This is a genomic window from Bradyrhizobium sp. LB14.3 (assembly GCF_040547985.1).
In the GTDB taxonomy this organism is placed as follows: Bacteria; Pseudomonadota; Alphaproteobacteria; order Rhizobiales; family Xanthobacteraceae; genus Bradyrhizobium.
On record NZ_JBEPQT010000060.1, the window covers coordinates 1 to 13614 of the forward strand.

The 13614-nt window shown below is 60.8% G+C and carries 14 protein-coding genes and 1 pseudogene; 8 read left to right on the forward strand and 7 right to left on the reverse strand.

What is annotated here, in order from left to right; translation table 11 throughout:
- On the forward strand, window positions 1-257 hold a 257-nt coding region (locus tag ABIB00_RS38030), incomplete at its 5' end, for a hypothetical protein (RefSeq protein WP_354107895.1).
- Window positions 258-342: 85 nt separating this feature from the next.
- Here the strand turns inward: ABIB00_RS38030 and ABIB00_RS38035 are convergent.
- Together ABIB00_RS38035 and ABIB00_RS38040 are read right to left on the reverse strand one after the other, a co-directional pair.
- On the reverse strand, window positions 343-663 hold the full coding sequence (locus ABIB00_RS38035) for a DUF4142 domain-containing protein (protein ID WP_247352242.1): 321 nt from the start codon (window positions 661-663) through the stop codon (window positions 343-345).
- Complete coding sequence (locus ABIB00_RS38040) at window positions 629-793, reverse strand: hypothetical protein (RefSeq protein ID WP_247352243.1); 165 nt, start codon at window positions 791-793, stop codon at window positions 629-631. The genes ABIB00_RS38035 and ABIB00_RS38040 overlap by 35 nt, the downstream gene beginning before the upstream one ends.
- A gap of 685 nt (window positions 794-1478) precedes the next feature.
- On the opposite strand from ABIB00_RS38040, the gene ABIB00_RS38045 reads away from it, so the two are divergent.
- Window positions 1479-2144 (forward strand): vWA domain-containing protein, encoded by a 666-nt coding sequence (locus ABIB00_RS38045; RefSeq protein ID WP_247352244.1) that lies wholly within the window; start codon window positions 1479-1481, stop codon window positions 2142-2144.
- Between the two features lie 80 nt (window positions 2145-2224).
- Window positions 2225-2851, forward strand: coding sequence for a vWA domain-containing protein (locus ABIB00_RS38050; RefSeq protein ID WP_247352245.1), 627 nt, complete (start codon window positions 2225-2227; stop codon window positions 2849-2851).
- Window positions 2852-2915: 64 nt separating this feature from the next.
- On the opposite strand, the gene ABIB00_RS38055 is transcribed toward ABIB00_RS38050, so the two are convergent.
- From ABIB00_RS38055 to pdxR, 3 genes are all read right to left on the reverse strand, one after another.
- Window positions 2916-3236 (reverse strand): DMT family transporter, encoded by a 321-nt coding sequence (locus ABIB00_RS38055; RefSeq protein ID WP_247352257.1) that lies wholly within the window; start codon window positions 3234-3236, stop codon window positions 2916-2918.
- Window positions 3237-3348: 112 nt separating this feature from the next.
- Window positions 3349-3804: a carboxymuconolactone decarboxylase family protein gene (locus ABIB00_RS38060; RefSeq protein ID WP_247352246.1), complete on the reverse strand. Its 456-nt coding sequence runs from the start codon at window positions 3802-3804 to the stop codon at window positions 3349-3351.
- Between the two features lie 126 nt (window positions 3805-3930).
- Window positions 3931-5352, reverse strand: coding sequence for a MocR-like pyridoxine biosynthesis transcription factor PdxR (gene pdxR / locus ABIB00_RS38065; RefSeq protein ID WP_247352247.1), 1422 nt, complete (start codon window positions 5350-5352; stop codon window positions 3931-3933).
- A gap of 489 nt (window positions 5353-5841) precedes the next feature.
- Here pdxR and ABIB00_RS38070 point away from each other — a divergent pair.
- The 5 genes and pseudogenes from ABIB00_RS38070 to ABIB00_RS38090 all read left to right on the forward strand — a co-directional run.
- Window positions 5842-6054: pseudogene (locus ABIB00_RS38070) on the forward strand (NAD(P)H-dependent oxidoreductase); the annotation flags it as partial.
- A gap of 201 nt (window positions 6055-6255) precedes the next feature.
- The gene (locus ABIB00_RS38075) at window positions 6256-7248 is read left to right on the forward strand and encodes a nitrilase-related carbon-nitrogen hydrolase (RefSeq protein ID WP_354107897.1); all 993 of its coding nucleotides are present in this window, start codon (window positions 6256-6258) and stop codon (window positions 7246-7248) included.
- 105 nt (window positions 7249-7353) lie between these two features.
- Window positions 7354-7641, forward strand: coding sequence for a tyrosine-type recombinase/integrase (locus ABIB00_RS38080; RefSeq protein WP_502917954.1), 288 nt, complete (start codon window positions 7354-7356; stop codon window positions 7639-7641).
- A 12-nt stretch (window positions 7642-7653) separates the two neighbouring features.
- Window positions 7654-8853: an IS91 family transposase gene (locus ABIB00_RS38085; RefSeq protein ID WP_502917955.1), complete on the forward strand. Its 1200-nt coding sequence runs from the start codon at window positions 7654-7656 to the stop codon at window positions 8851-8853.
- A 474-nt stretch (window positions 8854-9327) separates the two neighbouring features.
- Window positions 9328-10206, forward strand: a complete 879-nt coding sequence (locus tag ABIB00_RS38090) for an arginase family protein (RefSeq protein WP_354107896.1) — start codon at window positions 9328-9330, stop codon at window positions 10204-10206.
- Between the two features lie 520 nt (window positions 10207-10726).
- Here the strand turns inward: ABIB00_RS38090 and ABIB00_RS38095 are convergent.
- A complete protein-coding gene (locus tag ABIB00_RS38095; RefSeq protein ID WP_247352249.1) occupies window positions 10727-11092 on the reverse strand; it encodes a response regulator in 366 nt (121 codons plus the stop codon).
- Window positions 11085-13268: a PAS domain-containing sensor histidine kinase gene (locus tag ABIB00_RS38100; protein WP_247352250.1), complete on the reverse strand. Its 2184-nt coding sequence runs from the start codon at window positions 13266-13268 to the stop codon at window positions 11085-11087. The genes ABIB00_RS38095 and ABIB00_RS38100 overlap by 8 nt, the downstream gene beginning before the upstream one ends.
- Window positions 13269-13614 lie beyond the last annotated feature (346 nt).

Consider the following 13614-nt stretch of genomic DNA (forward strand, 5'->3'; position numbering starts at 1 on the left):
GGTTAAGCCCGTCCACCGGCGGGATACGACCGGGTGAACAGGCCTCGTTGCTCAATCCGATCGTAACGAAACGTGCAGCCATGAGCGCGGGCGAAGACTTCGGCCTCTGCAAGTGCGAAGGCACCATTCCCGCCGAACGCCTGTTCGATGTACCGGCCCCGAATTGTCAACTGCTGGTCCGCCCCGATATCATCCAAAACGCTCGCCAGCCGGAGCAAGTAGTCTTCGCGCTGCTCTATGAGCGTCCGCTATCGTGAAGTTGGCTTGCCGCGCTCCTGCCGACCCAGTTCCGGCGTCGGATTAACGACCGCCTTTCAACGATTTTGCGGCATCCAGATGCTTTTACAACGTATCTATTTGGCCGGAAGCATATTCTCCGGCAGCATCCTTACTTTTTGATGCCTTCTTGTACTCGGCGATATCCTTTTGGTGGTCTGCGACCATGTGAGCCGCGAACATTTTATCGAAGCCTGCGCCGGACAGTTTTGACATCTTGTCATGGTCGGCTGTTTGCTTGGCATTCGGTCCGCTTGGTGAGTTCATTCCCAGTCCTTGGGCAGCATCTAAAGCCTTCTGATTGGCGGCGGTGTGGTCTGTGGAAAGCATTCTGCCATATGACTTGACGGCATCACTTTGACCGTTCTGCTGCGCCAGCTCTCCCATGCACTTCAGCGAAATTGCCCTCGATTGCCTTCTTGAGGAACGTTTCGCTTTGCTTATCTTTCGCAGCTGCGTTGGCAATTGAGAGCGCCATCAAGGTTGCTGTCCCGAGCGACAAAAGCATTCTGTTCAAGGCAAACTCCTGTGGGTTGTTTGTCGATGAACACGCCAATCGTGGAAGAGGTTCCAATTGAGCACATGGGGCGCGTTCCCTGTAGCGGTGCTGGCGCAGGTACATCCGCAGGATTGTCTCCGGCTTCGGGCGCTGCCAGCTTACAGGCCGAAGTCCGCACGATCCGCAACAGGAACCGAATAGTGCGGGCACTATTAGCCCCTATGTCCGATCGGGTCCTGTATGAAAGCAGCAACGGCGACGTCTGGTCTTTGGCGCGACACCCGGCTTCGAGCACCCCAGTCGTGAAGCATCAGCCGAATGCCGGCTCAGGAGGACGGACCTCGTACATTGAGATCGGCAGATCCCTGCGGGGGAGCGCAAATGGTCCGGAGCACCAGGCGCTGCTCAACCTGATCGAGACGCTGATACCAGACTAGGGAGGACGCAATGATGCGGTATCCTTGGATTTTAGCGGCAGCCCTTTTCGCAGTCGGCGTCGTTGCCTGGGCTGTGGTGGCTGAGCGCCCTCCAGAGAACCCGCTCCGGATCGATGCTTCCCTGACCTTGGCCGCCGACCCCGACCTTCGATTGGTCTCGGAGCGCAGCCCTTACATGCGGACAGAGCGGTAATAATGGACAGGCGCCCAGCCTCAGCGGAGTCAGCGGTCGCGGGGATAGCCGGGCAAGCCGGGCTCGCACCGCGATGCAGGGCGCGCTCGATTCGGCCTCGCTGATGGTCGCCAAGAACCTGTCGGACGGCAAGATCACGACCAACCAGATTCCCACGGCGGGGCCGGCCTACTTCGCCGCACTGTACACCGAGACCGACGTGCAGAGCGTCCAGGCGGCGGCGACCTACACCGCCAACAGCGGCGGGAAGGGATCGACGGTGGCGATGACTGCCTCGGGCGCGATCAAGTCCCAGTTCATGCAGATCGCCGGCTTCCCGACCCTAGGATTCGGCGTCTCCTCGACTTCGACCTGGGGCAGCAACCTGCTGCGCATCGCGCTGGTGCTGGACAATACCGGTTCGACGAGCGGCACCAAGCTCTCGAACCTGAAGACCGCGTCCAAGAACCTCGTCGACAAGCTCGGGGCGCTCGCCAAGACCCCCGGCGACGTCATGTTCTCCGTCGTGCCCTTCGCGAGCGCCGTAAACGTCGGTACCGATAAGGCCAGCGCCAACTGGCTGCGCTGGGACTTCTGGGATCCAAGATCGGAGGATGCCTCCGGCAACTCCTACTGCAGTTCCGGAAGAAGCTCCTGGTACACGAGGGCGATGTGCAAGGGGCACGGGTACACCTGGAGCCACTCCGTCGGTTCTCCTTCGACTTCGAACTGGAACGGCTGCGTCACCGACCGCGACTAGAGCTACGACGTCTCCGACGCGGCCCCCTCATCGCTGACCACCCAGTTCGTCGCGGATCAGGACCGTACTGCCCGGCCAAGATGCTGGCGCTGACAAGCACCTTCAGCACCGTCAAGAGCACCATAGAGGCGATGGTGGCGAACGGCGGCACCAATCAGACCATCGGGCTGCACTGGGGCTGGCTGTCGCTGCTGCGCCAGTCGCCGCTGAACGCCCCGGCCGAGGACGTCAACAACCAGTACCAGCACGTGATCATCCTGTTCACCGACGGACAGAACACAGTCAACCGCTGGAACGGCGACGGCTCCATGAGCACGTCCTCGACGGAGCGCGGAAAGATCGATACGCGGATGGAGACGCTGTGCGCCGCGGTCAAGGCCAAGAACACCACGATCTACGCCGTTCAGCTTGATGACGGCACCGGCGTGTCGCCCGTGCTGCCCAAATGCGCGAGCGGCTCGGCCACCTTTTTCATGTTGACCACGCCGAGCGAGATTGACGCCGCGTTCGCTCAGATCGGCACCTCGATCTCGAAGCTGCGTCTCGAACTAGCCCGCAAGCGAAATAAGGTCGCTCTTGCGGGCCGACGCGTGAGCGCCAAGGCGATGTCGCTCGTTCAGTTCGAGACATGCCTGTCCGATCTGACCACGTCCGCTTGTCCGGCTAGACCGGAAGTCATCGCCTCACGGGCAAACCGACGCGATTGACCCGAGGTGGACAAAGGGCTTGCTGCCTCACGAAGATTGTCACCACCAGAACGCTTCACGCGTCTCAGTTTGCGGAGACAAACTTTAACCCAATCACCCCTGCCACAATCAAAGCAATGCAAAACAACCGCGCCGGCGACGCAGAGTCGCCGAGCACTGCGATACCTAGAACGGCAGTACCTGCGGCACCGATGCCGGTCCAGACGGCGTACCCCGTGCCGACTGGAAGTGTGCGGAGTGCCAATGAGAGAAGAACGACACTTGATAAGCCGGTGGCGGCCGCAAACAGCGCGGGTAGCAGCCGCGTGAAACCTGCGGACCACTTCATGCCAAAGGCGAATCCGATCTCGAGGAAGCCGGCGGCGGTTAACATTATCCATTCCATGGAGGCGATCCATCCGCGATCGCCAGGCACTACGGCTGGGCGGCGTTTGTAGGGGGGCAGGATGCGCATGGACGGATGTCCATGCGCTACATGTTTGCTCACTGGGGGTCCCTCAGGACTCGCTGACGGCGCGGGGAATCGAGCGGAATGAGATTCCAAATCGATTGAATGCGTTCATCAAGCCGATGGCATAGGTGAGGTCAGCCAATTCCTTGTCGCTGAATGCACTCGTCGCGGCCTCATAGTCGACCTCCGGAACCCCGGTTTCCGCCACTAGCGTCACGGTCTCCGTCCAGGCCAGCGCACAGCGTTCGCGCGCACTGAAGATCTCACCCGCGTCGCGCCACACAGGAACCAGCACGAGCTTGTCGACGGCGACGCCAGACTTGAGCAGATCGCGGGAGTGCATGTCGATGCAGTAGGCACAGCCGTTGATCTGAGAAACCCGTAGATACACGAGATCGACCAGTTGCTTTGGAAGGCCGCTCTTCTGAAGATGGACGTAGACACCTCCAAAAGCCTTGAAGCCTTCCGGCGACGCCTTGGCGTAATCGATGCGCTTGTTCATGATTGAATCCTCATCTGGTTGAGAGATTCGATCGTCTCGCATCTTGGCCTATCCAAGAAGGTCCATGATCGGCCTCCGTTGCTAGACCATCATTTTCCTGGTCCAGAGGTCCCTCTCAAGCGGCTGTCACATCATTTTCAAAATGCGCCCTCCGAGATTTTCGGCTGTACGCTGAGAATCAATATTCGTGAAACTCAAAAGTAGGGCTGAGGCACCATCGTTGCGCGCCGTCCAGTCCGTGAGCGCCTCGGCGTAAAGCTTCTGCTTCCGCATGCTTGCAACCAGCCGGCGGTCTGAACGATTGCCTCGCAGACGCAAGATCAGGTGCATGCCCCCGGGCTGCAAGTCTATGCGCACATATTTTCCGAGCACGCTTTCCAGGCCAGCCGCGGTCGCTTCCCGGCGCTCGGCATAGAGTTTCCGCATTCGCTGGATATGGCGGGCAAAATGTCCTTCGCTAATGAATGCAGTGACGATGGATTGCGTGAGCCCGGGGCAGCCAGCCGAAAGGCTTTCAGTGACCTGCTCAAACAGCTCGACTTGCTCTTCCGGCACTACGAGATAGGCAAGCCGCATACCCGGAAAGAGCACCTTGCTGAACGTGCCCGCATAGAGCACCCGCCCATCGCGGTCGAGGTTCTTCAACGCAGGGAGCGGGCGGCTGACATAGCGGTATTCGCCATCGTAATCGTCTTCGATGATCCACGCCTTGTTTCGCGCGGCCCAATCCAGTAGCGCAAGACGTCGGGGTAACGACAAGGACATGCCGAGCGGGCTCTGATGCGCAGGCGTGACTACCGCTGCGCGCGCCAGGGGCGCCAGCTTGACCGCGTCGGAAACAACCATGCCCTGCCCATCGACAGGGACCAAGACGCTTTCAACATGCATATACTTGCATATCTCTCGCGTGGGCGGGTATCCGGGGTCTTCGAGCCAGACGCGATCGCCCGCCTGGAGCAGGGCGTTGCCGATCAGCTCGACAGTTTGGCGATACCCCGAGGTGATGAACACCTGCGATGCAGTGCAGTTGATGCCGCGCGAGACCTGAAGGTATCTGGCGACTTCCGCGCGCAGCAAAGGTAAGCCTTGGACAGGAGGATGGATCATATCGGAAGGCTGCATGGCGCGCGCACGGCGCGCGGTAAGGCGCGCCCAAATCTTTCTTGGAAACGCATCCAGGGCAGGCAAGCCCATCTGAAAGGGTAAGATCGTATCGGGACGAAAACTGAGAGCGTCCGGAGCGAAGTCCAAAGGCGGCGCTGGGCTTGCCATGAGCGTACGCGGCTTGAGGTCCGGGCTTACAATGGTGCCTGCCTGGCCGCGTGCCTCGATTAACCCCTCCGCGGCCAGCAAGGAATAAGCGGTTTCGATGGTACCTCTGGCGAGTCCCAATTCCCCGGTCAGTGCCCTCGCCGAAGGAATGCGGTCGCCGGGCTTCAACATTCCATTGGCGATCGCGTCCCGGAACCGTTCGTAAATCTGGCGGTAGAATGGCTCGGTCGCCGTCGGATCCAGCGGAGAGATCCTTCCAGGCGTGGCGGCAGACATGGCCCGATCCGATCTTTTCCATGAAGGAAACCACTATGCCACAACGGTTCGGATGGGTCTCCAGTTCTCGCAGGACTCCAGCAGTCTAGCCCAGCGCGGGGGCATATCATGGACCAGTCGCAAAGCTCCTTCATGGTCCTTGGATGCAGGCCTCCATTGCTTATCGTTCATGATCCGAGTTCAAACAGCAGCGATCGGACAGTCAATGGAGAAGATACTGCATTTGATTTGCAGCCCCCGGGGGCAGGCATCGGAGAGTTACAGGCTATCTCAGAAAATCATCGGCAATTTGCTGGATAGCGAGCCCGCGGCAACCGTCATCATTCGAGCCATCAGCGACGCCATCGCCGATCTCGATGAGCGTTACGCAACTGCTCTCGGTGGGACCGAGCGATCGTGCGCGGAATATTTGCCGAGGGCTCGATGTCGCGGTCCGAAGAGTTGATCCAAGAGTTGGAGAGCGCCGACTGCGTGGTCATCGCAACTCCAATGCATAACTTCACCGTGCCAGCCGCTCTCAAGGCGTGGATTGATCACGTCGTTCGGGTCCGTCGAACTTTCGACGTGACTGCCCAAGGAAAAGTGGGGGCGCTGCACGACCGGCCGGTCTTTGTCGCAGTGTCCTCGGACGGGCGATTTTCCGGCGAGCGCACGCATCAGCCCGATTTTCTCACGCCATATCTTAAAGCTATCCTCGGCAGCATCGGGCTGCATGATCTGACGTTCTTCTCCGTCGAGGGGTCCGCCCTTGGTGCTGATGCATTGGCCATAGCCGGGCCACCACCGATCAAGCGATACAGGAGTTCTTTCTCCGTTTCGCATGCACTTCAGCGGTGGCGTTTCGGCAAGCTGTGTGAGCGGCCGACGGCCGTCGATTTCAATCACAGTTCTCGGAGAAACAACATGACGGTCGTCAAAGCCGCTGCCGTACAGATCAGCCCCGTGCTCTACAGCCGGGAAGGAACAGTGCAAAGAGTAATCCGAAAGATCGCCGAGCTCGCCAGGCTGGGGGTCCAGTTCGCGACGTTTCCGGAAACAGTGGTGCCATACTATCCCTATTTCTCGTTTGTGCAGACGCCCTTCGAGATCAGGACAGGCAAGGAGCACCTCAGGCTGCTCGATCAGGCCATAGCGGTACCCTCAGCCACCACAGAAGCCATCGGCGAGGCTGCGAGGCAGGCCACGATGGTGGTGTCGATAGGCGTCAACGAACGCGACGGCGGCACGCTCTACAACACGCAATTGTTGTTCGACGCAGACGGCACCTTGATCCAGCGCCGGCGCAAGATCAGTCCCACTTTCCAAGAGCGCATGATTTGGGGCCAGGGCGATGGTTCCGGGCTGCGCGCAGTGGATAGCGCCGTCGGCCGTGTCGGCCAGCTGGCATGCTGGGAGCACTACAATCCGCTGGCGCGCTATGCCCTTATGGCTGACGGCGAGCAAATCCATTCAGCCATGTACCCGGGTTCGTTCGCCGGTGATCGCTTCGCCGAGCAGACACAAGTGAATATCCGCCAACACGCCCTTGAAGCGGGCTGTTTCGTCGTCAACGCAACAGCGTGGCTTGATGGCGAACAGCAAGCGCAGATCATGAAGGACACCGGATGCAGCATTGGCCCGATTTCCGGCGGCTGCTTCACTGCAATTATTTCACCCGAAGGTGAATTGATCGGTGAACCCTTGCGATCCGGCGAAGGCCACGTGATTGCCGATCTCGATTTCTCGATGATCGATCGCCGCAAGCAGATGATGGACTCGCGCGGCCACTACAGTCGACCGGAACTTCTCAGCCTGGCTATCGACCGCACAGCGGCGTCCCACTTCCATGAACGCGGTACGCATCCTCTGCCGATCATCGCGGGGCCGGTTGATGAAGATAGCGTCAAGGCGGCATAGTGCTGCTGGCCATTCCGAGAGGATGCGTTCTTTGGACTTCCGGGCCGCAAACCCGTTGTGCTGATATCAAAGCCCGCAACGATACGGCCACTACCACCTGCGCCGATGCCAGTCAGTCCTCTTACCACGCGCCAGTTCAATCGCGCCTGCCATGCGGCTGCCCACATGGCCGGGATCGACAAGCGGGTATCTCCGCACACACTCCGGCACAACTTTGCCACCCATCTTCTGGAACAGAACATCGATATCATAGTGATCCAGGTGCTGCTCGGCCACGCCAAGCTCGATACCACGGCGCTCTACACCCGCCTCGCCACCAAGACGATCCGCGAGATCATGAGCCTGCGCGATCACATCATGGGCAAGCTCAAGGAGGCCGAGCCACCCGCCTGACGTGCGGCTCGCGTGCCGCGCCCAGCGCTGGAGGTCGCGGATATTTTCCGCGACCGTGGACCGGCATGGCGTCAAGCCAACGCCGGCCATGTGAGCCTCGGCCAGCTCAAGGTCACGTCAGCCATCGAGAGCTGCCGCAGGGCATCGCTCGGGGGACATGTCGAGCGATCCGAGGATTGTGTCCACACCCAGATCGCCTACAACGCTTGTCGCAATCGGCATTGCCCGAAGTGCCAGGGCGCCGCGGCGAAGCAATGGCTCGCCGAGCGCGAGGCCGATCTGCTGCCCGTGCTGTACTTCCATGTCGTGTTCACGCTGCCGGCGGGCATCGCCGACATCGCCTACCAAAACAAGGCCGTCATCTACGACCTGGTGTTCAAGGCCTCGGCCGAAACGCTGACCACGATCGCCGCCGATCCAAAGCATCTGGGCGCCCGCATCGGCATCACCTCCGTGCTGCACAGCTGGGGTTCGGCGCTCACCCAACACCCGCACGTGCACATGATCGTGCCGGGCGGGGGCATCTCGCCCGACGGCACGCGCTGGGTATCGTGCCGTCCCGGCTTCTTCCTGCCGGTGCGCGTGCTCTCGCGCCTGTACCGCAGGCTGCTCCTGGAGAAGCTCATCGCGACCCACAAGGCCGGCCGCCCGTACGTATTCGGCAATCAAACGCCACTTGCCGATGCGCAAGCCTTCGCGGCTCACCTCGCACCGCTGCGCAACGCCGAATGGGTGGTCTATGCCAAGCGTCCGTTCGGCGGTCCCGAGGCCGTGTTGGCCTATCTGTCGCGCTATACACACCGCGTCGCCATCGCCAACAGCCGCCTGATCGCCCTCGACCAGCACGGTGTCACCTTCAGATGGAAGGATTACCGCGTCGAGGGCCGCGGACGACAGAAGATCATGATCCTGGCCACCGGCGAGTTCATCCGCCGCTTCCTCATCCACGTGCTGCCAAAGGGCTTCAACCGCATCCGCCATTACGGCCTGCTGGCGCGGGGCGCTTGCGCCGGCAACATCGCACGCGCCCGCGAGCTGCTCGCCATCAAAAAACGTGAGGATGCGCCCACCGAGACCATCGCCGACGCCGACAAGCCGCGGTGTCCATGCTGCGGCGGCCGTATGATCCTCATCGAGCTCTTCGTGCGCGGCGAGACACCGCGCCATTCGCCAGCCGCTCCAACCCGCGCCATCAGGATCGACACCTCATGACCACACAACGGCGGTTCTGCAAAACGATCATCTTGCCCGCCGCTCATCAAACGGCCACCGCGGAGTGCATCCAAATGTTCTGCTATCGTCCAATCCGCCGACAATGCTGCGAGTTAGACGCCGCCAACCACTCAGTCGCCGCCGCGCCACCGCCCCGCAGTTCGCTGCATCGGTTCGAACTCAATCGGCCAACTCGCCTGCGGCGCTCAAATCCCCATAGAGCCTGCCGCGCCATTCCCGCCCACCATGCGCGGTTTCCTCCCCTGGAGGCTTTCGGACGCCGGCCCCGTGCACGCCGCCCCACCGTCATGGGGCCGGCATCCAAAACCCTTCACATTTGCGGACGTCCTAGGACACCGCCGCTGCCATCGGAACCCGATCAAGCGACTCAGGTTGAAAGGGACGCATCGACAATCTCGGATACTTGCAATGCATCCCGACAGGCCGACTTTTCTGGGCGTTGAGGCTTGTGACTTGACCAGCGCCCTGCCCGCGGCCGACGTGATCTTGTTTGGCGCTTCCGATGCCACGCCGTACGTTGTAGGTCAGACGAGCCATGCCGCCAAAGCGCCGGACTTCATTCGTCGCGCTCTGCGTCATTATGAGAGCGATCTCACCCGTTGGGATTTTGATCAAGAAGCGGAGCTGCTCACTCCAGCCAAATTGAAGGTCTTGGATGGTGGAAACTTGGTGACGGATCCCATGACACCTGAGAGCAATCGTGATGCCATCAGAACGACCACGCAAGCTGTCCTTTCGGCTGGCGCAGTTCCGATCCTGCTAGGCGGGGATGATTCAGTTCCGATACCTTTCTTCGAAGCATTTCGCAAAAGCAAAGGGCTAACGATCCTGCAGATTGATGCCCATCTTGATTGGCGTGATCAGCGAAACGGATCGGGCTATACATTCTCAAGCACAATGCGGCGAGCCAGCGAATTGCCCTGGGTAAGACGCATCGTGCAGGTTGGGTTGCGCGGCATTGGCGGCTCTGGTCGTGCCGAATTTGACTGTGCAAAGGCGTGGGGCACCAAGATCGTCACAGCAAGAGATATTCGGCTTCATGGGATCGCAAGCGTTCTTGCAGAGATAGAGGACGATAGCGAGTGCTTGATTACCATTGATTGCGACGGTCTCGATCCATCAGTCATCCCAGGCGTGCTCATACCACAGCCAGGCGGTCTATCCTATTTTGACGTTGTCGATCTTATGCAGGGTGTCGCGTCAAAGTGCAGAATAGTTGGGCTCGACGTCGTCGAGTTCGTCCCCGAGCGCGACGTGCAAAATCTTGGAGCGATTGCTATCTCGCGGATTATCTGCAATGGGCTAGGTTGTATTCGGCAACGAGCCGTATAACTGCTGCTCTTGACGCTTCCTCTGACCCCGCGAGAGGGCCATCCGTCTTGCGGTGCTGAGGTCGAGCAGATCAGTCCCTTCGGGGTGAACGTCGATCTCGCAGCTGGTGTGCTGATCAAAAAAGTATGTGGCCATCGGCGGACAACAGTTCCGAGCACGCCGAGTCCTTCGCAGCCCACTTTAAGACGAAGCCCACCATCCCGCAGGAAATGGCTCCATCAAATCCACTGTAATGTGGTTGTCGTTCAGAGGCTCTGGGCTCGGATCCTCCGTCTTTTCCAGAAGCGCCGCGGCGGAAAGAACAAGCCACTGCGAAGACTCGGGCGAGTTCGAAGCCAGCCTTTTATTCTCGTTCAAATGTTGCTCCCCCGAATGCGTCGATCACCCGATAGAATTCGAAGGGCTCGCCTCCGTTCCTGCGCTCGAGCGATGATGAGGGGAAGTGGCTTCCTAGCAACACTGCCTTGATGAGAAGAGACGTCTCTGGCGTAAACACCCGCGAAGCGCGCAAGCTGCGCCTCTATGGGAGCGCCAGAATCAGCCGCAGTTGCTCCTTCAATTGGTCGATGGAAAACGGCTTGCCGATTGCGGGGGCATTCCTGAATTCCTCCTCCAGCGGCGGTCCGCCGTAGCCGGTGCTGAACAGGAAAGGAATCTTTCGGTCGCGCAAGATGCGCGCTACCGGGAAAACGAACTTCCCGGCCAGGTTGACGTCAAGCAAAGCTAGATCGAACGTTGCCCTGGTGGCAAGTTCGCACGCCTTCGTCACGTGGGCGGCCGAGGCGACCACTTTCAACCCCAATTCCTCGAGCATGTCTTCGATCATGAGGGCCACCAATCCCTCATCTTCGACCAGGAGAACCCTGGCGCCGGACAGCTCAACCATTGGACGATGCAGGCACAATGGGAAACACCATGCGGCAGCGGGTGCCCTCCGGCTCGAACACCAGATCGAACTCGCCGGCGAGGTCATGCTCGACGCAACGCTCCATCAGTCGCGTGCCGAAGCCGCGCCGCTTGGGTGGCGAAACCAGTGGCCCGCCACGTTCGCGCCACTCGCACTCCACCGTGTTGTGCGACAGTTCGTTCGGGCCAAGCCGCCAAGTGAGGGACACAGCCCCGTCTGGCACCGAGAGTGCGCCGTATTTTGCAGCGTTGGTCAGAAGTTCGTTGAGCACCATGGTGATGCTCAGCGCCGTTCGGGCGTCCAGATCGACGTGGGGCCCCTGCGTCGTCACGCGTCCGCCCGACACCGGAGCAACGATATCGTAGACCAGCCTTTCTAAAGGTGCCTCCTGCCAGTTTCGCCTGGTGAGCAGGTCATGCGCGCGGGCAAGCGCAAGCAGCCGCCCAGTGAACGTTGGCAGGAATTCCTGCAGGTCGGCGGCGTGGCGCGCGGTCTGGCTCGCGAGCGACTGCACGGTGGCCAGAGTGTTCTTCACACGATGGTTGAGCTCGTCAATTAAGATCTTTTGGGCGTTCTCGGCGCGCTTGCGCTCGCTGATATCGACCAGCATGTTGATGGCGCCGACCAGATTTCCCGCGGCGTCTCGCAGGGGCGTCGGATAAGGAATAAAGGGTACGCGTCTGCCGTCCGGGCGTTCGGCCACCGCTTCGGCACCGCGGACCTCACGGTTTTCGCGCAGCGCGACGGCCATCGGGCACTCATTGTGCGGCAGTGGCGTGCCGTCGGGCCAATAGAGTTTCCAGGTCACACACCATTCGTCGCCCGGCTGCGGCGTTCTGCCCGCCATCTCGACCGCCGCCCGATTGTAGAAATTGATGCGACCCTCGGCATCCGTCGTGTAAATGGCTGCTGGCAGCGCCTCGAGGAGATCGCGCATGCGTTGCTCGCCGTCGCGCAGGCGGTCCTCCAGTTGCTTGGTGGTGGTGACATCCTGGGCGACGCGCACGCCATAAAGGAATCGGCCTGCCGAATCCCGCACCGACGAGCTGAAAATGTCGAGATGGCGCACGGACCCGTCAGGCCGCAGTGCGCGCTTGCGAATCGTGTAGTTGTCGATGTCGCCACGGACCTGCCGCGCGTAGAACTCAGCGTCCTCGGTCTGGTCGTCGGGATGGGTGTAGTCGAAGAAGGTCATCCGCAACAGCTCGTCGCGCGAGCGCGCAGAGATGCGGCAGAGGGAATCATTCACCCGCAAGAAGCGGCCGTTCTCGTCGGTTTCGGAGATGCCGACGCTGGCGGCCTCATAAGTTGCCGCGAGCCGGGCTTCACTAGCTCGGCGCGCCTCTTCGGCAGCATGCAGTTCGGTGACGTCAATGGTGAAGCAGCGCGTGTTGACGAACTTGCCGTCCACAAAACGGCTGTTCGACGTAATCAGCGTGTGCTTGACAGAGCCATCACGCGCCCGCAGCCGCGCAGGGTAGCGATCGAGCGGCTCGCCACATGAAAGACGGTGAAGGATATCGCCGATCACCGGCGCGTCGACATGAAACTCGGCGACGTGGCGACCAATGTACTCCTCGCGCCTGTACCCAAGCAGATCCAACTCAGCTTTGTTGGCACGAAGGATAATCCCTTCTCCGCTGACGATATGAAGGCCCACCGCCCCATTATCGAAAAAGTCCTCCAGGTCCTGCGTCTCCCGGCGGACTTCCTCCTCGACCTGCTTGCGTCCGGTGATGTCCTGGAAGCAATTTATGGCGCCTTGGATGCGGCCAGCTTGATCGCGCAACGCCCGGATGTTGAGCAGGGCCGCGAAGCGAGAGCCATCCGGCCGCGCCATTATGACTTCGGCATTGCGCGTCGGCGTTCCCATACGAACCGCGGTGGCCATGGGACAGTCGGCATGGGCAAGCGGACTTCCATCGAGCAGGTGGAGCCGGTGTGAACCGCAAAAGCGCTCCTTCCTGACGATGTCAGGTGTTCGGCCCCACAATTCCACGGCCTCGGCGTTGTAGGCGACAAGCAGTCCATCGGCGTCACAAAGATAGACCGCGCCGGGAATGGCATCGAGCGCGGCGCGGCCGGCCGCGGCCAGCGCCTCGAACTCCGTGGGCCTTTGGCGGGCGGACAGCGGGAATTCTTCGACGTTTGACATGAGGCGCTCGGCTCTCGGGGCGAGAGGAGCGACGGCCCGATGCGAGCCTCGCCTATTGAAATGAACATGGGCGGACGCCCCTGCAGCCCGCCGAACCGCTGATAACTTTAGCACGCGCCAATTGGTTCCCCCGGTACCCTCCTCATCGTCGCGTGCCCCTCCGATTTCGGCTAGGGGTCAATCGCGTCGGTGCAGACCTCTACCAGTCACTTCCGGCCTACCCCGAACTGCGGACATAGTGGAACCGGCGCAGCTGGTCCGGAACGGGCCAACACCAGACTCATGCAGCGCGGCGGGCCTTCTATTCAATCACCTCGTCGGCACGTACCAGCAACGATGGCGGAAC